Annotated in this window: 19 protein-coding genes; 4 read left to right on the top strand and 15 right to left on the bottom strand. The window is 70.8% G+C overall.

What is annotated here, in order from left to right; translation table 11 throughout:
- Positions 1-21 precede the first annotated feature (21 nt).
- The gene (locus BKK81_RS10950) at positions 22-435 is read left to right on the top strand and encodes a DoxX family protein (protein ID WP_071012787.1); all 414 of its coding nucleotides are present in this window, start codon (positions 22-24) and stop codon (positions 433-435) included.
- 210 nt (positions 436-645) lie between these two features.
- Here BKK81_RS10950 and BKK81_RS35990 read toward each other — a convergent pair whose 3' ends face one another.
- Positions 646-801, bottom strand: coding sequence for a hypothetical protein (locus BKK81_RS35990; protein ID WP_197523909.1), 156 nt, complete (start codon positions 799-801; stop codon positions 646-648).
- 262 nt (positions 802-1063) lie between these two features.
- Here BKK81_RS35990 and BKK81_RS10945 point away from each other — a divergent pair, with 262 nt between their 5' ends.
- On the top strand, positions 1064-2107 hold the full coding sequence (locus BKK81_RS10945) for an AraC family transcriptional regulator (protein ID WP_231907908.1): 1044 nt from the start codon (positions 1064-1066) through the stop codon (positions 2105-2107).
- 107 nt (positions 2108-2214) lie between these two features.
- Here the strand turns inward: BKK81_RS10945 and BKK81_RS10940 are convergent, their stop codons facing one another.
- From BKK81_RS10940 to BKK81_RS10930, 3 genes are all read right to left on the bottom strand, one after another.
- Entirely contained in the window at positions 2215-3204 is a 990-nt protein-coding gene (locus BKK81_RS10940) for an alpha/beta fold hydrolase (RefSeq protein WP_083384220.1), read from the bottom strand.
- Positions 3205-3313: 109 nt separating this feature from the next.
- Positions 3314-4000 carry a hydrolase gene (locus BKK81_RS10935; protein ID WP_071012785.1) on the bottom strand — a complete coding sequence of 229 codons (687 nt, stop codon included), beginning with the start codon at positions 3998-4000 and terminating at the stop codon, positions 3314-3316.
- Between the two features lie 363 nt (positions 4001-4363).
- Positions 4364-5572, bottom strand: a complete 1209-nt coding sequence (locus BKK81_RS10930; protein ID WP_071012783.1) for an EAL domain-containing response regulator — start codon at positions 5570-5572, stop codon at positions 4364-4366.
- Positions 5573-5735: 163 nt separating this feature from the next.
- Here BKK81_RS10930 and BKK81_RS36830 point away from each other — a divergent pair, with 163 nt between their 5' ends.
- Both BKK81_RS36830 and BKK81_RS10920 read left to right on the top strand, forming a co-directional pair.
- Positions 5736-9707 (top strand): DNA translocase FtsK 4TM domain-containing protein, encoded by a 3972-nt coding sequence (locus BKK81_RS36830; RefSeq protein ID WP_083384062.1) that lies wholly within the window; start codon positions 5736-5738, stop codon positions 9705-9707.
- 55 nt (positions 9708-9762) lie between these two features.
- Positions 9763-10098 carry a cupin domain-containing protein gene (locus BKK81_RS10920; RefSeq protein ID WP_071012782.1) on the top strand — a complete coding sequence of 112 codons (336 nt, stop codon included), beginning with the start codon at positions 9763-9765 and terminating at the stop codon, positions 10096-10098.
- Between the two features lie 13 nt (positions 10099-10111).
- On the opposite strand, the gene sigJ is transcribed toward BKK81_RS10920, so the two are convergent.
- From sigJ to BKK81_RS10865, 11 genes are all read right to left on the bottom strand, one after another.
- Positions 10112-11041 (bottom strand): RNA polymerase sigma factor SigJ, encoded by a 930-nt coding sequence (gene sigJ / locus BKK81_RS10915; protein WP_071012780.1) that lies wholly within the window; start codon positions 11039-11041, stop codon positions 10112-10114.
- Positions 11038-12111 (bottom strand): alpha/beta fold hydrolase, encoded by a 1074-nt coding sequence (locus BKK81_RS10910; RefSeq protein ID WP_197523908.1) that lies wholly within the window; start codon positions 12109-12111, stop codon positions 11038-11040. The genes sigJ and BKK81_RS10910 overlap by 4 nt, the downstream gene beginning before the upstream one ends.
- Positions 12112-12305: 194 nt before the next feature.
- Positions 12306-13475, bottom strand: coding sequence for a CMD domain protein (locus BKK81_RS34220; RefSeq protein ID WP_083384060.1), 1170 nt, complete (start codon positions 13473-13475; stop codon positions 12306-12308).
- 56 nt (positions 13476-13531) lie between these two features.
- Positions 13532-14875 carry an acyl-CoA thioesterase/bile acid-CoA:amino acid N-acyltransferase family protein gene (locus BKK81_RS10900; RefSeq protein ID WP_071012776.1) on the bottom strand — a complete coding sequence of 448 codons (1344 nt, stop codon included), beginning with the start codon at positions 14873-14875 and terminating at the stop codon, positions 13532-13534.
- On the bottom strand, positions 14872-16464 hold the full coding sequence (locus BKK81_RS10895; protein WP_071012775.1) for an ABC transporter substrate-binding protein: 1593 nt from the start codon (positions 16462-16464) through the stop codon (positions 14872-14874). The genes BKK81_RS10900 and BKK81_RS10895 overlap by 4 nt, the downstream gene beginning before the upstream one ends.
- Before the next feature lie 68 nt (positions 16465-16532).
- Entirely contained in the window at positions 16533-17579 is a 1047-nt protein-coding gene (locus BKK81_RS10890) for an ABC transporter ATP-binding protein (protein ID WP_071016352.1), read from the bottom strand.
- A gap of 56 nt (positions 17580-17635) precedes the next feature.
- Positions 17636-18673 carry an ABC transporter ATP-binding protein gene (locus BKK81_RS10885; protein WP_231907907.1) on the bottom strand — a complete coding sequence of 346 codons (1038 nt, stop codon included), beginning with the start codon at positions 18671-18673 and terminating at the stop codon, positions 17636-17638.
- Positions 18670-19608 (bottom strand): ABC transporter permease, encoded by a 939-nt coding sequence (locus tag BKK81_RS10880; protein ID WP_071012773.1) that lies wholly within the window; start codon positions 19606-19608, stop codon positions 18670-18672. The genes BKK81_RS10885 and BKK81_RS10880 overlap by 4 nt, the downstream gene beginning before the upstream one ends.
- Complete coding sequence (locus tag BKK81_RS10875) at positions 19605-20579, bottom strand: ABC transporter permease (RefSeq protein WP_071016348.1); 975 nt, start codon at positions 20577-20579, stop codon at positions 19605-19607. The genes BKK81_RS10880 and BKK81_RS10875 overlap by 4 nt, the downstream gene beginning before the upstream one ends.
- Positions 20576-22072, bottom strand: coding sequence for a flavin-containing monooxygenase (locus BKK81_RS10870; protein ID WP_071012772.1), 1497 nt, complete (start codon positions 22070-22072; stop codon positions 20576-20578). Before BKK81_RS10870 ends, BKK81_RS10875 begins: the two co-directional genes overlap by 4 nt.
- Positions 22069-23085: a LysR family transcriptional regulator gene (locus tag BKK81_RS10865; RefSeq protein WP_071012770.1), complete on the bottom strand. Its 1017-nt coding sequence runs from the start codon at positions 23083-23085 to the stop codon at positions 22069-22071. The genes BKK81_RS10870 and BKK81_RS10865 overlap by 4 nt, the downstream gene beginning before the upstream one ends.
- Between the last annotated feature and the right edge of the window lie 142 nt (positions 23086-23227).

Here is a 23227-nt window from a genome sequence, read left to right as displayed (position 1 = left end):
AGCGGGCAAGGAGAGCAGGCCATGAGCAGTTCGCAAGCTTCCCAGGATCTTGGCAAGGCGGTGCTGCGCATCGTGCTGGGCGCGCTGATCCTTTGCCACGGCATCAGCAAGCTGATCAGCGGGCCTGGCTTCGTCGTGCAGATGGTGCAGCAGGCGGGTTTGCCGCAAGCGGTGGCCTACCTGGTCTATATCGGCGAGGTGGTGGCGCCGATCCTGCTGATCCTTGGCATCTGGACCCGCCTGGCGGGCCTGGTCGTGGTGATCAACATGCTGTTCGCGCTGGGCCTCGTGCACATGAAGCAGTTCGGCGAGATGTCGCCCACCGGCGGCTGGGCGCTCGAACTGCAGGCGCTGTACCTTGCCGGCGGAGTGGCCGTGCTGCTGCTGGGCGCCGGCCGTTTCAGCTTCGGCGGGGCCGCGGGGCGCTGGAACTAGTGCGCGCTGGCGGCCGGGCCGTTGCGCGCACAGCTTGTGCGGGTGCTCTGACCGGGCCTGCCCGCCCGGCCATCGAGCCGCCGATCGGGCCGCCCATCGAGCCGCCCATCGACTAGGACCTTCCGCGCATGCTCGGGCGCCTCCCTGATCGAACGGCAGATCGTTTTGTGGAACCGGTCCCGTGCCTGTGTCGCGGTGCCAAGCACCCCCTCACGTTTCCCGCATGACCAGGATTCGCACACTGTCGGGGTGGGTCTGGCTCATCGACACGGCATTCGGAAACAGCGGCCGCCCCAGCCGCGCCAGTGCGTCCCCAGGCGGCATTTCCACCGCCAGGCGCCTATCGCAGGCGATCGCCAGCAGCATCGTCTCGTGCCGGCGCACGGGTTTCGCAAGGTTGTGCGCCAGGTCATCGGCAATCGGCGGTCGGCGGTCGGCGCCGGCGCGGTGACCTGTACGACGCCGCGCGCTTGCGCCGCCTTGGCGAGCGTCCGGTTGCAGGAACTGAGGGCAGTGGCAAGCCCGAGGTTCACCCCTCCGGCGGTTACCAAGTGTGCCATTTCCGATGGGGAGGCCTGTACCAGATGCGGCCCACGCCAGGGTAGCGCTTGGAAAATGCGGGTACCGTATGCCGCAGCCGACCCGGCGGCTCTCCGCGGGCAGGTCGAGCGTGCAGGGAGCATTCTTTCGCCAGCATTCCGAGACGTGGCAGCTTCCGGCAATATGGCAAAATCTGCTGCTTTTTTTGCAACGAGAGATGCACACCGAAGAGCACGGTTCCGGCTGGAGGCATTCCGAGTACATGCCGGGGGAGACCAAGCAATCGATCGTCACCCGCTCACTGCGCTACACGCCGATCGGAATCTCCAGGGTCCGCAGTGATCACCGTAATTCCGGCCTCACTGACCGCTACGAACATGAGCATGCTTACCTTGCGGTTCTCCAGCTTCGTCCATTTGGTGAGCAGCGGCTTTGGGTGGCTGGCAAGGAGGCCCCGTATATCGAATATGGCGCAGGATACCTGGCCATCCATGACCTCGAACGCCTGTGGATGGCGGATCTGATCGGTCCCTATGACTGCATGCAGTTCTATATACCGCAGAGCGCTCTTCGAGAGACTTCCGCGGATCTGGGTATCAAGGAGGTGGAGCACCTCCGCTGCCCGCCGCACTTGAGTGTCGCAGACCCCGTTGTCCATCAGCTGAGCCTCGCGCTGCTTCCTGCCCTTGAACATCCCGAGCGGGCATCGACGCTTTTCGTGGACCACATGGCCTTGGCCTTGCGGGTCCATCTCGTCCATTACTACGGGGGGGTGCACGTCGCCAGCCGGAAGGTGCATACGCGCCTGGCGCCGTGGCAGGAGGCTCGAGCGAAGGAGATGATCATGAATAACCTGGAAGGCGACATCTCGCTTCAGCTGCTGGCAGAAGCGTGCAACTTGTCGCGCGCGCATTTTGCTCGGGCTTTCCGCAGTTCTACCGGCATGCCGCCCCACCGATGGTTGGTGCTCCAGCGCGTGGAGCGGGCAAAACAACTTCTCGAGAAGCCGGCGTTCCGGCTCGGCCAGATCGCCCTGCTATGCGGATTCGCGGATCAAAGCCACTTCACCCGGACGTTCACCAGGCTCGTGGGCACGAGTCCCGGGGAGTGGCGCCGCTGCCGGGGCCACTAGGCTGGCCGAAGCTGCGAGGAAAGCCGGCCATCCGCCGCCGTAGCGGCGAGGACGAAACCGGCCTTCACCTGTACTGCCAGCACGGCCAAAGGACCGAAAATGGCAGCTTAGGCGTTCAGGAAGGCGAGCAGGTCGACATTGACCTGATCGGCGTTGACCACGCACATGCCGTGCGACGCTCCCGGATAGACCTTGAGCGTGCCATTCTTGAGGATCTTGGCCGAGAGGCGGGCCGAATTGTCGATGGGCACGATCTGGTCGTCGTCACCGTGCAGGACCAGCGTCGGCACGGTGATTCTCTTCAAGTCCTCGGTGTAGTCCACTTCCGAGAACTCCTTGATGCAGGCGTACTGGCCCAGGATGCCACCGGTCATGCCCTGCGCCCAGAAGGCATCGATGGTGGCTTGCGAGACCTTCGCGCCGGGCCGATTAAAGCCGAAGAATGGCGTGGCCAGGTCTCTATAGAACTGCGAGCGGTTTTCCGCCACGCCCTTGCGGATACCATCGAATACTTCCATCGCCAGGCCGTTCGGATAGGCCGCGGTCTTGAGCATGATCGGCGGCACCGCGCCGATCAGAACCGCCTTCGCCACACGTTTCGTGCCATGACGGCCGATGTAGTGCGCCACTTCACCACCGCCGGTGGAGTGGCCGACCAGCGTTGCGTCCTTGACGTCGAGCGCATCCAGCAGCGCGGCCAGGTCGTCGGCGTAGGTGTCCATGTTGTTGCCCTGCGCGGGCTGGTCCGAACGTCCATGGCCGCGACGGTCATGGGCGATCACGCGAAAGCCCTTCTGCGCCAGGAACAGCATCTGGGCGTCCCAGGCGTCGGCATTGAGCGGCCAGCCGTGCGAGAACACCACCGGGCGGCCTGCACCCCAGTCCTTGTAGAAGATGCGCGTGCCGTCTTTGGCCGCAACGTAGTGGCCCTGCTTCGTGGCACGGCTGCCGGCTGGCGCGGATTCCGCGGCGGTGGGCGTCAGGGCGGCAATAGAAGCCACTGACGCGGCCGCGACGCCGACGGTGCTGCCGACCAGCAGCTGCCGGCGCGAGGTATGGATGTGTTGAACTGAGTCCTGGGTGTCTTCTTTTTGCATGGTCAGGGCCACCTGTAGGTTGGCTCGAAATCCTGGATGAATGAGATGGATGAGATGGCTGGACACCGGCACCACGCCGTTGAGACGTGGGCTGCCGGCGGCGCGGCGATCAGCGTGCCGGCACCGGCGCGATGGACTCGTGGGTGGTGGCGGTACGCTGGGGTGCCTTGTGCACCATGGTGTAGGCATAGTCCACGCCCATGCCGTAGGCGCCGGAGTGCTCCTTGACCAGCTGCATCACGGCGTCGTAGGTGTCGCGGTGCGCCCAGTCGCGCTGCCATTCGAGCAGTACCTGCTGCCAGGTCACGGGCACCACGCCGGCCTGGATCATGCGCTGCATGGCGTAGTCGTGGGCTTCCTTGCTGGTGCCGCCGGAGGCGTCGGCCACCATGTAGATCTCGTAGTCGGTGTCATGCATGGCCGACAGGGCGAAGGTGAGGTTGCAGACCTCGGTCCACAGGCCGGAGACGACGATCTTCTTGCGGCCGTTGGCGGCCAGGGCATCGCGCACCTTCTGGTCGTCCCAGGAGTTCATCGAGCTGCGTTCCAGGGTCTTCTGGCCGGGGAAGACATCGAGCAGTTCCGGGTAGGTGAAGCCGGAGAAGGACTCGCTCTCGACCGTGGTGATGGTGGTCGGGATGTTGAAGATCTTGCCTGCCTTGGCCAGGCCCACCACATTGTTCTTCAAGGTCTGGCGGTCGATCGACTGGACGCCGAACGCCATCTGGGGCTGCTGGTCGATGAAGATCAGCTGGCTGTTCTGCGGGGTCAGGACTTCAAGCTTCGGGTTCGACATGGAATGGCTCCTGTTGCGGACGAGAATAGGGTTGCTGCCGGCACGAGCTGTTACGGCAGCGCCGTGTCGGGGCGGCCCGGAACAGGGGCCGACGATCGGTGTCTTCGTCCGGATGGCAACCTGGAGCGAGCATAATGGGCGCTGTCGTCAGCGCCCATTGGCACTTCGTGTTAGTCGACCGCTGCCTTGGTCTTATCGAGACGCCAGGCGATTGCGTCAGAGAAACCGTCCCCGAGCGGCGGTGCCTCAAGGCCGCGGGTCAGGCGCAACGCGCAGCCATCGCACTGCGATGGCGAGCCTTGGCAACGTCGCCTGCGGCCCGAAGGCGCTGTCGATCGGGGGACTTTCGCATGAGGCGGTGGATCAGCGTCTGCTCAGGACGTCACCGACGAAGGCATCCTCCGACAGCGGCCGCGACCACAGGTAGCCTTGGCCGACAGGACAGCCAAGCGCCAGCAGCGCTTCCCGCTGGGCCTCGGTTTCCACGCCTTCCGCGACGCACTCGAGGTTCAATTCGCGCGCCAGCGCGATCATGCTGCGGCAGATCAGCGCCCGCTGGCTGTTGCCATCGACGTTGCCGACGAACGAGCGGTCCAGCTTGATCTGCGTGAAAGGCAGGTCGGCAAGCAGCTTGAGGGTGGTGATGCCGACGCCGAAATCGTCCATGGCCACGCCATAACCCATCAGGCGCAGCCGGTTGAGCGCCACCGACAGCGTGACGGCGTCGTGCACGGGGAAGGTCTCGGTCAGTTCGACGGTGAGCAGCCCGCGCGGGATGCCGCTGGCGGCGACCTGGGCATCGAAGCGTTCAAGCATGCCGCTGCTGCATAGCGTCTGTGCCGAGGCATTGATGCTGAGCGGCACGCTGGCGCCGCCGGCTTGCAGGCGGGCCTGCACCGCCAGGCAGCGCTCGGTGACCAGCGAGAAGATGGCGTCGGTCTCGCCAAGCGCTTCGAGCCGCGCGATGAAGTGGTCGGGCGGGACCAGCCCGAAGTCCGGGTGCTGCCAGCGGCACAGAGCTTCCGCGCCGGCCAGGGTGCCTGTGTCGATCCTGACCTGGGGCTGCAGCAGGATGAAGAAGCCGCTTCGCGTGCGCAGAGCGTCCAGCAATTGCCGGTCGTCCGGCAGCTCAGGCGGTGCGCCGGACGCATCCTGGCTGCGCAGCGCCACGGCATCCTGCAGGATGCCGTCGAGCGATTCCGCGCACAAGGGCTTGCGCAGGGCATGCACGCGCGGCAGCCCGATCGCGCCTGCCAGGTCGGCATGCGAAGCCAGGATGCCCTCGTCGACGGCGCTCATCCACGACCAGGCCGGCGCCCGTCCGGCGAAGGCCTGCGCCCCGCGCCGGCTCAGTTCGCTCATCAACTGCGGCCCGTTGAGGCGAGGCATGTCGATGTCGCACAGCACCAGGTCGAAGGGCAGGGTGGCCAGCAGGTCGACGGCTTCGCGGCCGTCCGCGGCACAGCGGACGTCGGTAACGCCGAGGCGCTGCAGCAGGAGCTCGGCTGCGGCGCGCTGGAAGGGGTGGTCGTCGACGACGAGGACGGCAAGGGTGGCGTAGGGGTTCGGCATGGGGAAGGGATGGGCCGGCGGCGCGGGGCGGGGTACCCCCCGGCGGCGTTGTCGTAGCCTCTATTCTGCGATATTTCATACCCAGCATAGGCGAGGTCCGGGCAGCCGCCTGCCTATACCCGCTACAATCGCTGCCCGTAGTTCTGAAGAAGACAAGGTAACGATGGTGTTAGGCTGGTTCGGATTCTCCATCCTGTGGCTGCTGCCGCTGCTCTGGCGCCTGGGCGCCCGCGCACTGGCGCGTGAGCGCGTGTTCGGTCCCGGTTCGCTGCGCGTGGCCGTCGGTACCTCGATCGTGCTGTGCGCCAGCGCTTCGCTCGAAGCGCTGACGGCGGCGCAGGGCAGCGAGACCGGCGGTGGCGCCGCCGGCCACGCGCTGGCAGGGCTGGCCAGCCATGCGGTTGGCTGGACCGGCGCGCTGCTGCTGATGCTCGGTGTGCTGGCGCTGGCCGCGCCGATGGTGTTCGGCGAAAGCTGGCGCAGCCTGTTCCTGCGCCAGCCCAGGCCCGCGCGGGCCGAGCCGGACGAACGGCCGGGGCCCGCGCCGCGCGAGCCGGACTACCGCGAGTCCGGCAATGCGGGCGGCTATGTGCCGTCGGCGGCAGATCGCGCGCCGGGCTGGAACGAACCGACGCAGCGCCACAAGAGTTTCGAGGCGGTCTCCGCACGCCGTCAGCCGGTCTGGCAACCGCCGCCGCGCACGCGCGAATCGCCGCCGCAGCCGGGTGAGATCTGGCTGCAGCAGGCGCCATCGCCTGGTGCCCCCGGCACCGGCGAGCGCGCCGCGGCAGGTGGGGTTGCACCCGGAGTGCGCGCGCCTACGCGGCTGAAGCCTGCCGCACCGCCGACTTCCCAGGCTGCGGCCCCGGCTGCCATAGGTGCCGCGACCGCACGCGCGGCGCTGGCGCCGCGCAACGCGGCGGCTGCGCAAGTCCAGGGCCAGGCGCGCAAGCCGGCGCAGACTGCCCAGCCTGCGCGGGCATCGCAGGCGCCGGCAGCCGGGCAAGCCGCCAAGGCTCCGATCACCCGCCCGGCGCCGACGACTGCGCAGCCCGCCACGCGCGGCACCGTGGTGAGCAGTCCCTTCCACCAGCCTCAGCTCGGCCTGCAGGGCCGGGCCACCACCCTGCCCGGGGCGCAGGCAGCGTCCGCGGCAAGCACCGCCAGCGGCGCGGCTGCCTCGGCCGCTGTTGCTGCGGCGGCAACGGTGGCAACGGCCGAGGCGCCGGCTGCGGACCGCATGGCCGAAAACCAGGTCCCCGCCGTTGCCGCAACGATAACCACCGCCGCGACCACTGCCGCCACCAAGTCGGCGAGCGACGCGTCCGATGGTGCGGCCGCGCCTGAGAGCCCGGCGGGCCAAGGCGAGCCGGTCGGGCAGGACACATCCCCGGCGACCGGTGCGGCCGGCACCGGGTCCGCAGGCCAGGCTGCCGCGGTACCGGCAGCACCAGACGAAGGCGCGGCAGCCACCGACGATGGTCCCGCCTTGCCCGACCCCGCTGCCCTGGCTGCCATCCGCCAGGAGGCCGAGACCCTGCTGGCAGAACTGCGTGCGCTTGCCGCCGGATCGGGGCAGCCACATCCGGTGACCGCGCAGCCGCTCCCTCATGCCGACAGCATGGCGTCCGCGCCGGTGCCGGCGGAGGCCACGGCGGCGGAGCCGGCCGTGACGCCGGAAGCGGCTGCCGTGACACTCGGGCCGGCCGAGGCACCGGTGGTGATCGAGCCGATCCTGCCGGACGGGATGGCGGCATCCGTCGAGGCGCCGCCGGCCACGACTGCCGATGCCGTCGCCAGCGCGGCGCCGGGCGGGGTAGGCGAGGCGGACAAGGCAGGCGTGGTGTCGCCGCCGGCTCCGGAACCGGAACCGGCGCCGGAGCCTGTCGCAGTCGACAGCATTACCGTACCGGCAGTCGTGTCGGCGTCAACCGAGCCGGTATCCGCCGAAGTGCATCCCGACGCGCAGACGGCGCCGGCGGCGGCCGATGAGTCTCCGGCCGACCCGCACGAAGCAGCGCAGATGCCGGCCGTCATCGACGCGGCCGCGCAGGCGCCGGATCCGGACGACGCCGTAACCGTGCTCGATCTGCTGCCAACGATGGCTGCCGAAAATGCGACCACGGCGGGCGTCGCGATGGCCGACCAGATGCTGGCGGCGGAAGCCGAAGTGGCGCTGGAGGCCGAAGCGGCCGAGCAGGCGCTCGAGGCGCCGGGCGCTACCGCAGAGCCAGTCACCGAACCCGCCGCGGAACAAGCCGTGGAACAAGCCGCGGGAGCGCACGCAGCCGAACAGGCGGCGCAAGTCCCGGCGCCGGCGGATCCGGCCGAAGCACCCGAGGCGGCCGAGGCGGCCGAGCCGTTGGCACCGGTAGACGCGGCCGATCCGATGGCGCAGGCCCCCGGCGATGAAGCAGCCGATGTCGCAGCGACCGAAGACGAGGCCGAAGACGAGGCCGAAGATTCCACCGCCGATGCGGCCGGCAACGAGGAGGCCGAACCCTTCGACGCCAATGCCCTGCTGAGCCAGGCCAGCGCGCCGGCCGGCAAGCCGCGCATCGTGCTGCCGGCCGTGGTGGGACGGGTGGTCTCGCTGCAACCGCCGGCGCCGCCGGTGCCGCCGCCCCCTCCCGCGCCGCCCCGCGTGGTCGACTACCGCCTGCCGCCGGCGGAGCTGCTGGAAGCCGCCGGCGATGATATCGAGCACGTGCCGCAGGCGCGCCTGGACGAGACCCGCGGCCTGATCGAGCAGCGCCTGGCCGAGTTCAAGGTGCCGGTGGCGGTGGTCGGCGCCTCGGCCGGGCCGGTGATCACGCGTTTCGAAGTCGAGCCGGCGATGGGCGTGCGCGGTGCGCAGGTGGTCGGCCTGATGAAGGACCTGGCGCGCGCGCTGGGCGTGACCTCGATCCGCGTGGTCGAGACCATCCCGGGCAAGACCTGCATGGGGCTGGAGCTGCCCAATGCGAAGCGCCAGATGATCCGGCTGTCCGAGGTCGTGCGTGCTGCCTCCTTCCAGTCGCACGCCTCGCGGCTGGTGCTGGCGATGGGCAAGGACATCACCGGCAATCCGGTGGTGACCGACCTGGCACGCGCGCCGCACCTGCTGGTGGCGGGCACGACCGGCTCCGGCAAGTCGGTGGCGGTCAACGCCATGATCCTGTCGATGCTGTACAAGGCCACGCCGGAAGACGTGCGCCTGATCATGATCGACCCCAAGATGCTGGAGCTGTCGGTCTACGAGGGCATTCCCCACCTGCTGGCGCCGGTGGTCACCGACATGAAGCAGGCCGCGCACGCGCTCAACTGGTGCGTGGGCGAGATGGAAAAGCGCTACCGCCTGATGTCGGCGCTGGGCGTGCGCAACCTGGCCGGCTACAACCAGAAGATCCGCGCCGCGGCGGCGGCCGGCGAGAAGGTGCCCAATCCGTTCTCGCTGACGCCGGATGCGCCCGAGCCGCTCAATCCGCTGCCGCTGATCGTGGTGGTGATCGACGAACTGGCCGACCTGATGATGGTGGCCGGCAAGAAGATCGAGGAGCTGATCGCGCGCCTGGCGCAGAAGGCGCGCGCCGCCGGCATCCACCTGATCCTGGCCACGCAGCGTCCCTCGGTGGACGTCATCACCGGCCTGATCAAGGCCAATATCCCCACGCGCGTGGCCTTCCAGGTTTCCTCCAAGATCGATTCGCGCACCATCCTCGACCAGATGGGTGCCGAGACGCTGCTGGGCCAGGGCGACATGCTGTTCCTGCCGCCGGGCACCGGCTATCCGCAGCGCGTGCATGGTGCTTTCGTGGCGGACGATGAGGTGCACCGCGTGGTCGAGCACTGGAAGCAGTTCGGCGAGCCCGACTACGACGAGACCATCCTCGCCGGCGACGCGCCGGAGGGTGCCGCCGACCTGTTCGGCGAAGGCGGGCAGGGTGGCGACGGCGAGAGCGATCCGCTTTACGACGAAGCCGCGGCCTTCGTGCTGACCTCGCGCCGCGCCTCGATCTCGGCGGTGCAGCGCCAGCTGCGCATCGGCTATAACCGCGCGGCCCGCCTGATCGAGCAGATGGAGGTGGCGGGCCTGGTCTCGCCGATGGGCCGCAACGGCGCGCGCGACGTGATCGCGCCCGGCGGTGGCGACTGAGTGAGCGGAAGGCAGCGATCGGCCGGCCGGCGCGCCGGCCCGGGGAGAGCAAGCGATGGACGCAGACCAGGGCAACCTGTTCGCCGGCGTGCCGGTCGGCGCGGCCGATGAAGTGTTCACGGCGCTGCTGGAGCGCCGCGGGCTGAAGATCGAGCGCATCGTCTCGAACGGGCAGGCCAGCCCGCCGGGCTTCTGGTACGACAGCCAGCAGGAGGAATGGGTGCTGCTGCTGGAGGGTAGTGCGGCGGTGCAGATCGAAGGCGAGGCCGCGCCGCGCCTGCTGCAACCCGGCACCTGGCTGCGCCTGCCGGCACATTGCCGCCATCGGGTCGCGTGGACCGAGGCCGGTCGGCCGACGGTCTGGCTGGCGGTGCACTACGACGGGTGCTGAAGCGGCCGCCTTCTCAGCCGCGGGCGCGCAGCTTGTCCGGATTGCGCACCAGGTAGACGCGCGCCAGGCGGCTGTCGGCCCGCCAATGCAGCGCGGCCGCCAGCGCCAGCCCGCCGCCGGCGTCGCGTACCACGAAGCCCGGGTTGCCGTTGATCCGCGCGCGCCGCATCACGCTGGCCGGTTCGCGCCGCCGCCAGGCATCGAACAGACCGCACAGCAGGCGTGCCACCGTGACACCGCCATGCACGGGGCGGGGAATGGCCGCCGCGCGTCCGCCGCCGTCGCTCATCAACTGGACGTCCTCGCACAGCAGTGCCGCCAGGGCATCCGGATCTCCCGCCTGCAGTGCGTGCTCGAAGGCCTGCATCAGGGCTTCCGTGCTGGCATGGTCCAGTTCGCAGCGCACGTAGCCACGCCGGACGTGGCTCCTGGCCCGCGCGGCAAGCTGCCGGCAGGCCGCGGCATCGCGGCCCAGGCGGGCCCCCACCTCCTCGAAGGGCAGGTCGAAGACGTCGTGCAGCAGGAAGGCCGCGCGCTCGAGCGGCGTCAGGCGTTCGAGCGTCAGCAGGAAAGCCGTGGAGACATCCTGCGCATAGGACAGGCGTGCCGCGGGATCCGAGCTGTGCGGATCGTCCGGCGCGAGCAGGTCCGCCTGCTCGATCACCGGCTCGGGCAGCCACACGCCCACGTAGTGCTCACGCTGGCGCCGCGCGCTGCGCAGCTGGTCGATGCAGGCATGGGTGGCCATGCGGGTCAGGTAGGCGGCGGGCTCTTCCAGGCCGGCCAGCGAGGTGCCCTGCCACTGCAGCCACAGCGCCTGCACCAGGTCCTGCGCCTCGCTGCGCGAGCCGAGCATGCGCCAGGCCAGCGCCAGCAGGCGGGCGCGCTGGGCTTCGAAGAGGCCCAGATGCGCATCCGCTGCCCCGGCCAGCGGCGTGCTCATCGGCTGGCTCCTGCTTGCTGCCGGCGCGCCATCTCGCGCCAGGCGGAGAGTTCGGCGACGACGCGGCCGGGCTGGTCGACGTGCAGGTAGTGGCCGCTGCCCTCCAGCAGCACGCGTGACACGCCTGCTTCCTGGGCGATGCTTTGCTGGTTGGCTTGCCAGGCGGCGCGCATCGCGGCATCTTCCAGTCCGGCGGGAAAGTCACGCATCACGTCGCTGCTGAGCACCAGCGTAGGCACGTGCGGCAGGGCGGGCAGTTGGCGCGCCTGCTGCAGTACCGTGTCGAAGCCCGCGTTCTCCTCGCGCAGCGTGTGGTAGTGGCGTGCCGAGAAGGACCAGGCCACGGCGCTGGCGCGCGTGCCGGTGGGCAGGCGTGCGGCCACCAGCGATGCCGGCAGGCCGAGCCAGCGCGTCAGCCCGAACGGCGCCAAGGCATCGCTGAGGGCAAGCAGGCGGTCGAGGCCGCTGCGGAAGCGGGCATAGCGCTCGGGCGGGAACTGCGCGGCGTAGTCGCGCCCGACCGCGTCGATCAAGGCGAGTCCGGCCACATCGGCCGGATGCTGGCGGGCGTGCATGCCGGCCAGCAGGCCGCCCATGGAATGGCCGGCGAGCAGCCAGGGCGGTGCTTCGCCGGCGGCGCGCAAGGCCTGGCGCAGGTCCGCCACGGCATCGAGGCCGAGGCGTGGCGACGAGGCCGCATCCGACCAGCCGTAGCCGGCCCGATCGTAGCTGCAGACCCGGCCGCCGGCCGACAAGCGATCCTGTACCCAGGCCCAGTCCTGCGACCAGCCGGCCATGCCGGCTTCCAGTACCAGCGTGGGGCTTCCCTGCCCGGTGCAGTGCAGGTGGATGGACCTGCCGGAGACCGCCACGCGCTGGCCAGGCGGCGGCCAATGCGTGGCGATGGCGCCATCCTGCCGCTGCTGCCAGGCCCGGCTGCCTGCAGCGAGGACGGCAAGGGCGCAGGCGCCGGCGACTGCAGCGGCGGCTGTGCGGGCAGCGCGGGTGCGCCAACGGGGAGCGGGCCGCCGCGTCGGCGGCGGGGTGGTAAAGGCGGGCGATCGGGTCATGGATTCGGGTACCTGAGAGGGATCGGAGCGGTGCCGCCGGCACCTGCACCGGCGGCCTCGCCCCGCTGTCTGCCGCAACGATGCCGCTGCGACACCCTGATGACGGATCAGCCGCGCCCGATGTGACATCGCACCGTCAGGCGGCGGCGTCCGCGCCCCCCGGCTCCTCTCCCCGCCCCATGCGCTGGCCTGAGTCAGCGGGCCGGTGCCGGAAACACCGGCTCGCCCAGGTTCAGCATCAGCCGGTTGGCCCAGGCGAAGATGGCGATGGAGTGGACCAGGTCGAGGATCTCCGCCTCGCCGATGCCGGCCTGGCGCAGCGGCACGAGGTCGTCGGCGCCGACACGGTCGGGGCGTTCCGTCAGGGCGATGGAGAAGGCGCTGATCGCCTGCTCGCGGGCACTGGTGCCGGCCGTGCGGGGGTCCTCGAACACCTGCACGATGGCGTCGTTGCGCTTGGCGAGCTGTTCGAAGCGCTGCGCGTGCACCGAGGCGCAGTAGACGCAGCCGTTCAGGCGCGATACCACCGTGCTGGCCAGCTCGCGCTCGGCGCGCGGCATGCCGCCGGGCGCGTACATGATGGCGTTGAAGGCGGTCGAGCGCTGGCGCAGGATCTCGGGCTGGTGGACCAGGAACAGGTAGTAGTCGGACACCTTGGCCTTCGGATGGCTCTCCTCCAGCACGGCGATCTGCTCCGGCGTGGCGCGTTCCAGCGCCACCACGTCCAGCCACGCTTTCCAGTCCAGCACCTCGTTGGTGAAGCCGTGGCGCTGGATCACCGCGCCCGCCACGCTGGCCGGCACCGGCGCTGCCGCAACGAAGGCGGGTGCCGGCGGGATCTCGCGGCCCGCCAGGGCCTTCATGGCCTTCAGCCCCGCCACCAGGCGCACCTGGTAGGACAGGAAGGCGATCAGCTGCGCCAGCGTGACCACCTCCGGCGTCGACAGGCCGGCGGCCGGCAGGGCGCGCAGCGCCGCCGCGTCGCCCTCGACCGGGCGCTCGATCAGCTTGCGCGTGAAGGCCAGCATGGCGCCCAGGCGGCCGCTGGCAGCTTGCGCGGTGGCCTCGGCATCGCCCTCGGCGACGGCCTGCACCAGCTTGGGCTCGGCGCCGGCCTGCTGCAGGCGGGCGCGGTAGTGGGCGGCCAGCTCGGCGCTGGGCGTCAGGCGCGCGGCATACAGCGCCACCAGCAGCCGCTCCGGCAGCGTCAGGCCGGGCAGGGCGGGATCGAACAGGCCGGCATAGCTGCCCTGGGTGGCCTCCACCACCTTGGCGCGCGCGTGGCGCAGCGTATGCGTGGCGCTGCCGGCTTCGAGGCCGGCGAGGTGGTCGACGAGATCGGGGGAAGCGTTGTCTTGGCTCATGGCGGTGTTTGTGGTGGTGTCTTCTGCGTCTCGAATGCAAGGTCGGGGATACCGTCTCACGCCGGCCGGCGCGTCGACGACGATGCCGCGGCAGCCTTGGCCGCCACGGCACGCACCAGGAAGGCGTGCACGCCGCTCCACGAGCCCTCGTCGGCGGCGGCGTTGGCGGCCGGCGTGCCGCCGGTGGTGCTGATGCGGCCGGAGACCGGATGGGCGTAGACCATCTGCGTGGTCGGCACGTAGGGGAACAGGATGGCATGGCCGGCGGCCGCGAAGTCGAGGTGGGCGACTTCGTGCGGATGGCCGTGCGCGGCCAGGCGCTCGGCCACCATGCGCGAGTACAGGCTCGACGGCCAGGAGCCGTCGTCGGTGCCCGACAGCAGCATGACCGGACCGCGGATCCGTTCCACGGCGATGCGGGCACGCTCCACCGCGTCCGGATCCTGCAGCGCGGTCAGGATGGCACGTTCATGCCGGTGCGGTGCCGGGCCTTCGTCGTACGGTGCCCAGGTGGCCGTGCGGTTGTGTTCCCACAGATGGGGAAGCGGCTTGCCGCCCAGCAGCCAGGCCGCGCCCTCGCGCCCGATGGCGGGATCGGCGGCGTTCTGCGCGCTGTGCACCACGGCGCCGGGTACGTAGCCGACCACGGCCGAGACCAGCTCGGGGAAGGTCGCCCCCAGCAGCAGCACCAGCTCGCCGCCGCGCGACTGGCCGGACAAGGCGACGAAGCCGTGGGCCGGGCGCAGCCTGGCGTGCATCCAGCGCAGGCCGCGCTCGAAGTACTCCAGCGGCGTGTTGGAGATGTAGTCGGACAGCCCCGGCGCCTTGAAGTAAGCCAGCGCCAGCGCGGCATAGCCGTGCGAGGCGTAGAGCGCGGCGCGCGGCTCGTTGATGCCGCCGCCGGAGCCGTTGAGGATCATCACGGCCGGGTGCGGGCCCGGGCCCGGCGGCAGGTAGAGCGAGCCCACCAGCCCGTCCTCGCGCAGTTCTTGCCGTGTCACGCCGGACGCCGCCAGGCGCTGCACCAGTTCGGCACGGGCCTCGCCGCCGCCGGCCTCCGCCACCAGCTGCGTGCGCAGCGGCTCGGTGGTGTCGGCATGGAACAGTTCACGGCTGGGTACGTCGAGCGGGCACTGCGACCACAGCAGGCCCATCGGCCCCACGCCTGCGTAGCTACCCGACAGCGGCGCGTCGCGCCCCAGGTCGACGGTGCCGTCGCCGTCGGCGGCGAAGACCGCCTGGCTGGCCCAGACGACGCCGCGGCCGCGCGTCGTCTGGGCGGTCAGCGTGACGTGCTCGCCGGCACGCAGCCCGTGCACGACGATGCGGCGGGGTTGGTCGATCAGCGCATCGGCCGGGGTGACCTCGAGCACCGGTTCCTGCAGGCCGCCTTGCCTCATTCGCCGGCTCCCGCGCTGCGCGTCACCATCATGGCGACGGTACGGTCGCTGGTCATGGGCGCCACCTTCAGGCCCTTCTTGGCGGCCCAGATGTTCTGGTAGTGGTAGAGCGGCAGCACGCCGGCATCATCGCTGACCGCCTTGGCGGCGCCGCGCAGGATGGCCTCGCGCCGGGCCGCATCGAACTCGGCGGTGGAAGCTTCCAGCGCCTTGTCCACGGCGGGATTGCTGTAGTGGCCCCAGTTGGAGGCGCCCAGGCCCTTGGCGGCATTGACGGTGGCGAGCACATTGACCATGGCGTAGCTGGCCTCGCCGGTGCCGTTGCCCCAGGCGAGCATGCTGACGGCGTATTCGTTCTTGTTGGCGCGGCCCGAGTAGACCGACCAGGGCACCACCTCCACCTGTGTCTTGACGCCGATGCGGGTCCAGAACTGCGCCACCGCCTGCGCGGTCTCGGGGCCCTGCGGATAGCGGTCGTTGGGCGCGTGGATGGTCAGCTTGAAGCCGTCCTTGTAACCCGCCTCGGCCAGCAGCGCCTTGGCGCGCGCCGGGTCGTAGGCGATGTCCTTGACCTCCGGGTTGTAGCCGAAGGTGCCGGCCGGCATCCACTGGTTGGCCACCGTCGCGGTGCCTTGCAGGATGCGGTCTACCAGCGCCTTGCGGTTGATCGCCAGCGTCAGGGCCTGGCGCACGCGCACGTCGGTGAGCGGGTTCTTCTCCAGCGGCTTGCCGGCGTTGTCGGTGATGTAGGGGTTGGGGCCGGGACGGAAGCTCGGCTGCAGCAGCATCACGCGCAGGCCCGGATAGGCGTAGACGCTGACGTTGGGCGCCTGCTTCAGCTTGGCGAGGTCGGCCACCGAGACCTTGTCGATCACGTCCACGTCGCCCGACAGCAGCGCCGCGGTGCGCGCCGCGCCATTGTTGATGTAGCGGTAGTTGACCTGCTGCCAGAGCGGCTTGGCGCCCCAGTAGCCGTCATTGCGCGCCATCATCACGCGCTCGCCCGGGACATAGGAGACGAACTTGTACGGGCCCGTGCCGACCATGGCACGGCCGGCGTTGTAGTCCTCGGTGGCGGCCTTCTCGCCCACGTGCTTGCTGACGATGTGCACCGACGCCAGGTTCAGCGGCAGGTCGGGGTTGGCGATGCGGGTGCGGATGCGCAGCGTGTAGGGATCGGGCGCGCTGACCGACTCGACCGTGCGCAGGTAGCCGGCGAAGGGCGCCACGCTGCCCGGCACGCTGCGTGCGCGCTGGTAGGAGAAGATCACGTCCTCGGCGGTGAAGGGCTTGCCGTCCTGCCACTTCACGTCGCGGCGCAGCTTGAACTCCCAGGTCTTGTCGTCGAGGGCCTTCCACGACTGGGCCAGGCCGGGCTGCAGCTTGTTGTCGCGATTCTCCACCAGCAGGTCCCAGAAATGCAGGTCGACGGAGCGGTCGCCGGCATGGTTGTTGAGTTGCGGGTCGAGCGAGGACAGCGGGTCGGCGAAGCCGATCGACAGCGCTTGGGCGCCGGCATGGCCGGCGCAGAGCAGGGCGGCGGCGGTGGCAATGGCGATGGCGCCGGTGGCGCGCAGCAGGCGATTCATGGGGCGGACTCCGGTTGCGGGGGCGTGTTGGGTGGCGTGGCGGATCGTGGATGGCGAACGGCGCGGCATCAGGTGGCGTCGTTCAGGTGGCAGGCGGACAGGTGCTGCACGGCGATGCCGCGCAGGCGCGGCACTTCGACGCGGCAGCGCGGCAGCGCATGCGGGCAGCGCGGATGGAAGTGGCAGCCCGAGGGCGGCGCCAGCGGGCTCGGGATCTCGCCCTGGATGGCGGCGAAGGTCTTGCGGCGCGCATCCAGGCGCGGTACCTCGGCCAGCAGCGCGCGTGTATACGGATGGTTGGCGCGCGCGAAGATCTCGCGCGCCGGCGCGCTTTCCACCACGCGCCCGAGGTACATGATGACCACCCGGTCCGACATGTGCTCGACCACGCCGAGATCGTGGCTGATGAACAGGTAGGTCAGGCCGAGCTGCTCGCGCAGGTCGAGGAAGAGGTTCAGGATCTGCGCCTGGATGGACACGTCCAGTGCCGCCACCGCCTCGTCGCAGACCAGCAGTTCAGGCTGCACCGCCAGCGCGCGGGCGATGCCGATGCGCTGGCGCTGGCCGCCGCTGAACTGGTGCGGATAACGCTGGCGCAGCGCCGGATCGAGCCCGGCGCGCTGCAGCTGCGCGCTGACGTAGTCGTCGAAGCCGGCGCCGTCGACCAGCCCGTGCAGGCGCGCGCCCTCGCCGACGATGCGGTCCACCCGCAGGCGCGGGTTCAGGCTGGCGTACGGGTCCTGGAAGATCATCTGCACCTTGAGGCGCAGCGCGCGCCGCGCGGCGGCGTCGAGCGTTTCCAGCGGGCGGCCGCGGTAGCGGATCTCGCCGGCCGACGGCGGCATCAGGCCGGTCACCATGCGGCCGAGCGTGGACTTGCCGCAGCCGGATTCGCCGACCAGCCCGACCACCTCGCCACGCCGGATCTCCAGGTCGACCCCGTCCACCGCGTGCGTGACCGGTGCCGGCGCCGACCAGCCCGCGCCTTGCAACCAGCGCTCGAGCGGGCCGGCGCGGCGTTCGCCGAAGCGCTTGGCGATCCCGCTCAGGCGGACCAGTTCTTCGCTGTCGGGCCCCGGCGCGGCGGCCGGGGCATGTGCTGCCGTACTTGCCATGTCCTGCTTGACTCCCGTGGCGGCCTGCGCCGCCATGCTCTGTTGGCTTGCCGCGTTCATGCCAGCTCCGTCGCGGCCGGCTGTCCGGCATGGAAGCAGCGCACCTGGCGCAAGGCACCCTGTGCAGCGGCCGGGCCGGCCGCCTCCAGCTCCGGCTGGCGTGCGCACGCCGCCGAGGCGCGCGGGCAGCGCGCGGCGAAGGCACAGCCCGGCGGCAGCGCCAGCAGGTCCGGCGTCATGCCGGGAATCTGGCGCAGGCGCCGGCGCTCGCGGTTCAGGCTGGGGAGGCTGCCGATCAGGCCGGCGGTGTAGGGATGCAGCGGCTGGTCGAGCACGGCGTCGACCGGCCCGTGCTCGACGATGCGGCCGGCGTACATCACCGCCACGTCGTCGGCCAGGCCGGCCACCACCGACAGGTCGTGCGTGATCCAGATCAGCGAGGTGCCGTGCTGGCGCACCAGGCGCTGCACCTCGGACAGGATCTGCGCCTGGATGGTGACGTCCAGTGCCGTGGTGGGCTCGTCGGCGATGATCAGGTCGGGCCGGTGCAGCAGCGCAATGGCGATGGCCACGCGCTGGCGCATGCCGCCCGACAACTGGTGCGGGTAGGCGCGCAGCCGTTCCTCGGGGCTGGGAATGCCCATCAGGCCGAGCGTGTCGCGCGCCAGTTCGCGCGCCTGCGCCTTGCTGGCGCCGCTGTGCGCGCGCACCGCCTCGATCATCTGCGCCTCCACCCGCATCACCGGGTTCAGCGTCATCATCGGGTCCTGGAAGATCATGGCGATGCGGTTGCCCTGCAAGCGCCGCAGCTCGGGCGCGGGCATGGCGACCAGGTCGTGGCCCTGGAAGCGGATCTCGCCGGCGGCGATGCGCCCGGGCGGGTCCACCAGGCCCATGATGGAGAAGCCCGTGACCGATTTGCCCGAGCCGGACTCGCCGACCAGGCCGAGGATGCGGCCGCGCTCCAGCGTGAAGGAAATGCCGTCGACCGCCGGCAGCACGCCGGCGCGGGTATGGAAATGGGTGCGCAGCCCGCGCACCTCGAGCGTCGGGGCCGCCGTCGCGGCGGGGTTGGGCATGGCGCTGGCGCTCATTTCTGCCACCTCGGGTTGAGCACCTCGCGCAGGCGGTCGGCCACCAGGTTGATGGCGACCACGGTCAGCAGCAGCGCGATGCCGGGGAAGAAGCTGATCCAGTAGGCGTCGGACAGCATGAACTGGTAGCCGTTGGCGATCAGCAGGCCGAGCGACGGCTCGGTGACCGGCACGCCCAGGCCGAGGAAGGACAGCGTGGCCTCCAGCGTGATGGCGCGCGCGACCTGCAGCGAGGCGATCACGATCAGCGGCGGCAGGCAGTTCGGCAGGATATGGCCGGTGACGATGCGCCAGCCCGGGATGCCCTGGCCGCGCGCGGCCTCGACGTACTCGCGCCGGCTCTCGACCAGCGCCTGGCCGCGCGCGGTGCGGGCATAGTAGGCCCACTCCAGCACCACCAGCGTCAGGATCACGTTGCCGATGCCCTTGCCGAGGAAGGCCAGCATCATCATCGCGACCAGGATGGCGGGAAAGGACAGCAGCAGGTCGACCGTGCGCATGATCAGGCTGTCGACGCGGCCGCCCGCGTAGGCCGCCAGCAGCCCCAGCAGGGTGCCCAGCACGCCGGCGATGGCGGCCGAGCCCACGCCCACCGTCAGGCTGATGCGCAGGCCGTAGAGGATCGCCGACCACAGGTCGCGGCCCTGGCCGTCAGTGCCGAGCCAGTAGGTGTAGGTGCCGGCGCCGTTGGGCGTGCCCGGCGCCAGCCGCGCATCGAGCACGTCGAGCTGGAGCAGGTCATAGGGGTTCTGCGGCGACAGCAGCGGCGCGGCCAGCGCGGCCAGCAGCAGGGCGGCCAGCAGTACCAGTCCGCCCAGGGCCAGGCGCGAGCCGAAGAAGTCCCCGGCCACGCGGCGCCAGGGCGCCTGCTGCCGTGCCGGCACGGCGGCGGCCGGCGGCGCCGCCGGGGAGGTTGTCGTTTGCGGCGTGCTCATGGCGTGGGCTCCAGCCGCACGCGCGGGTCGAGCAGCTTGTAGAGGATGTCGACGATCAGGTTCAGCGTCACGAACAGGCACACCACCACCATCAGGTAAGAGACGATGACCGGGCGGTCGAGCGCGTTGATGCTGTCCAGGATCAGCTTGCCGGCGCCGGGCCAGGCGAAGATGTTCTCGGTCACCACGGCGAAGGCGATGGTGGAGCCGAACTCCAGGCCCAGCACCGTCACCAGCGGGATCAGGGTGTTGCGCAGCACGTGGCCCAGCACCACGCGCAGCGGCGACAGGCCCTTGGCGCGGGCGAAGCGCACCCACTCCTGCGGCAGCACCTCGCGCACGCCGGCGCAGGTCAGGCGCAGCACCAGCGAGACCTTGAACAGCGCCAGGTTCAGCGCCGGCAGCACGAGGTGGCGCAGCCCGTCGGTGGTCAGCCAGGACCACTGCACGCCCAGCCACTGCGCGGTCTCGCCGCGCCCGCCAGAGGGCAGCCAGCCCAGCTTGACGCTGAAGGCCATGATCAGCATCAGGCCGACCCAGAAGGTCGGCAGCGAGAAGCCGACGATGCTGCCGGCCATCAGCAGGCGCGACAGCGGATGCTGGGGATAGAGCCCGGCGAACAGTCCGAGCGGCACGCCCAGCACCACCGCCAGCAGCAGCGCCGCCACCGCCAGCTCGAAGGTGGCCGGCAGGCGCTGCAGGATCAGCTCCACCGCCGGCACGCTGTAGACGAAGCTGTTGCCCAGGTTGCCGTGCAGCGCGCCGGTGACGAAGGCCAGGTATTGCCGCCACAGCGGCTGGTCCAGCCCGAGCTGGGCGATGATGCGGGCACGGTCGGCCTGGTCGGCGTCCTGGCCGATCAGGATGTCGACCGGATTGCCGATGGCGTGCAGGCCGGCGAAGACGATCACCGTCATCACCAGCACCACCAGCAGGGCCTGCGCCAGGCGGCGCGCCAGCCAGCGGCTCACGAGGCCTGCTCCGCGACGCCCGGCGCGGGCGCCGGTGTCCATTCGTCGCCGAACACCTCGGGCTCGGCGAAGGCCTCCATGGCCGCGTAGTGCAGTTCGATGTCTTCCTGGTAGAGCAGGCCGGCGATGCCTTGCCCGAGCCGGCGCGCCCCCTCGCTGATGGCGGGGATGTCGCCCGAGACGGTGCCGTGCGACAGCGCGGCGGGGTAGCAGAAGCAGTGGATGCGCGACAGGCCGGGGCAGGCGCCGGGCCGGTTCTCCAGGAACTCGAAAGCCGGCCCCAGGTCGGGCGAGTCGGACAACTCCTGGTCTTCCTGGCCCGCGCGGGGCGTGTAGCGGTCGCGCCAGAAGCGGATATGGGGTGCGATCGCGGCGAATTCGGGGCGGGTTTCCAGGGCGATGCGGAAGCCGGTCGAGAAGATGAGGAAATCCAGCTCGAACACGCCCTTGGGGGTTTGCACGCGCAGGCCGGCGCCGGCGGGCTCGAGGCCCTCGATCGGGCAGCCCAGGTGGAAGCGCGCGTTGGGGTGGCGCGACACGCGCAGCGTGCTGCCGCGCGGTGGAGGCACCTGCTGGCTGTTGATGTAATGGCGGATGCGCCATTTCCATGCATCGGACAGGCCAGGGTGGCCATGCGTCAGGCCCGGGCTGCCGGCCCCCTTGCCCTTGTTGACGCGCGGGATGTCGGCGCGGCGGATCAACAGGTCGACGCTGGCGGCGCCGGCCTCCAGCGCGGTGGCGGCGCTATCCATGGCCGAGGCCCCCGCGCCCACCACGCCGACGCGCTTGCCGCGCAGGGTGGCGTAGTCCATCGCGTCGGACGAGTGCGCCCACAGCGCGCGCGGCAGCGCCTGCGCGAACGGCGGCACATAGGCACCGCCGAGGCCGTCGCGGCCGGTGGCGAGCACCACGCGGCGCGCCAGCACGGTGCGCTCGCCCTGCGGCGTGCGCAGGCGCAGGGCCACCAAGCCGTCGGCGCGGGGCTGCACCGCCAGCACGGTGTGTTCATTGCTGAGGTCCAGCGCCAGCACGCGGCGGTACCAGCGCAGGTAGTCCATCCACTGCAGGCGCGGGATCTTGTCGAGCGCTTCCCACGCCGCCGTGCCGAACTGGGCCTCGTACCAGGCGCGGAAGGTCAGCGCCGGCAAGCCCAGCGCGGGGCCGGTCAGCTGCTTGGGCGAGCGCAGCGTTTCCATGCGCGCGGTGGTGGCCCAGGGGCCCTCGAAGCCTTCCGGCGAGCGGTCGAAGATGTGTGCCGTGATGCCCAGGTGCTTGAGCGTGGCCGCCGCCGCCAGGCCCGCCATGCCGCCGCCGACGACGGCGACATCGAGCACTTCGGCGCCTTGCTCGTGGCGCGGCATGGTCCAGCGCCTGGCCGGCAGTTCGAGCCAGGACAGGTCCTGGCGCAGGCGCGCTTCCAGCGCGGCCAGGCCGTCCGGCGCGTCCGCGCTGGCAGGGCCCGGGGTGAGATCGTCGGCGCAAGTCTGGGTCATGGTGTCTTGGGTTCGGGTTCCGGATCGTTGGGGGTGGCGCCGTCGGCGTCTTCGGCATCGGCATCGGCCACGCCGTCGCCATAGAGGCTCTGCAGCAGCGTGCCATGCTGTTCCGGGCCGCGCAGCACGAAGTCGGGCAGCAGCCCGCGCGCGGCTTCGGCCAGGCGGGCGATCAGCGCCTGCGCGGCGGCGTCCGCCGGTCGCGCCTGGGGCGTGATGACGCCGAAGTAGAAGGGAATGTCGGCATCGATCGGGCGCACCACGATGTCGGCCAGCGGCACGCCGCGCGCCGTCACCGGCTCCAGCACGGCGATGCCCAGCCCCGCGCGCACGGCGCTGAGCGCGTTCAGCGAGGAGTTGGTGTCGATCAGCGCGGCCGGCACCACGCCGGCGCGCGCGAAGGCCGCGTCCAGGCGGCGGCGCAGGCGGAAGGGATTGTGCATGGTGACGATGCGCCGGCCCGAGCAGGCCGCCAGCGGCACCACCGCATGCGCGGCGAGCGGATCGTCGGCACGCAGGGCCACCACGCAGGCGGCCTGGCCGATCCAGTGCACGGTCACGCCGCGGTGTTCGAGCGGCAGGCTGGTGACGCCCAGTTCGGCGGCGCCGGTCAGCACCGCATGGACCACCTTCTCCGGCGAGACGCTGGTCAGGTGGACCTGGCCGGGCGCATCCCCGCCGGCCAGGGCGGCGGGCAGCAGGCCGGCGGCCAGCGCCGGGGTGGCCGCCACCCGCAGCGAGCGGCGTGCCTCCTGGGCCAGTTCGGCCGCGCGGGCGCGTACCTGCTGCAGGCCGGCGAGCGCCTGCTCGACCTCCTCATAGAGCAGGAAGCCCCGCTCGGTCGGACTGACGCGGGGGCCGCTGCGGGCGAACAAGGCGAAACCCAGTTCGCTTTCGAGTTCCTGGATCAGCCGGGTGATGGCGGGCTGGGAACGGCCGAGCAGACGCCCGGCGGCTGTCACGCTGCCGCTCGTCATCACCGCCGCGAAGGCTTCCAGTTGCCGGATCTCCATCCCGTCGCCTTATCCCGTTCCGTATTCCGTCCCGCCACCACGGCCGGCCGCCGCTGGCGGGAGCCGTCGTCGGGCATCCCTTGGCACGGGGGCGGCACAGGTGGTCCTGTGTGGTCTATGCGTTTTCTGGATTCTTATCCAG

Source organism: Cupriavidus sp. USMAHM13 (assembly GCF_001854285.1).
Lineage (GTDB): Bacteria > Pseudomonadota > Gammaproteobacteria > Burkholderiales > Burkholderiaceae > Cupriavidus > Cupriavidus malaysiensis.
The sequence above is the reverse complement of the archived record's forward strand: the minus strand, read 5'-3'. Positions and strand labels throughout refer to the sequence as shown.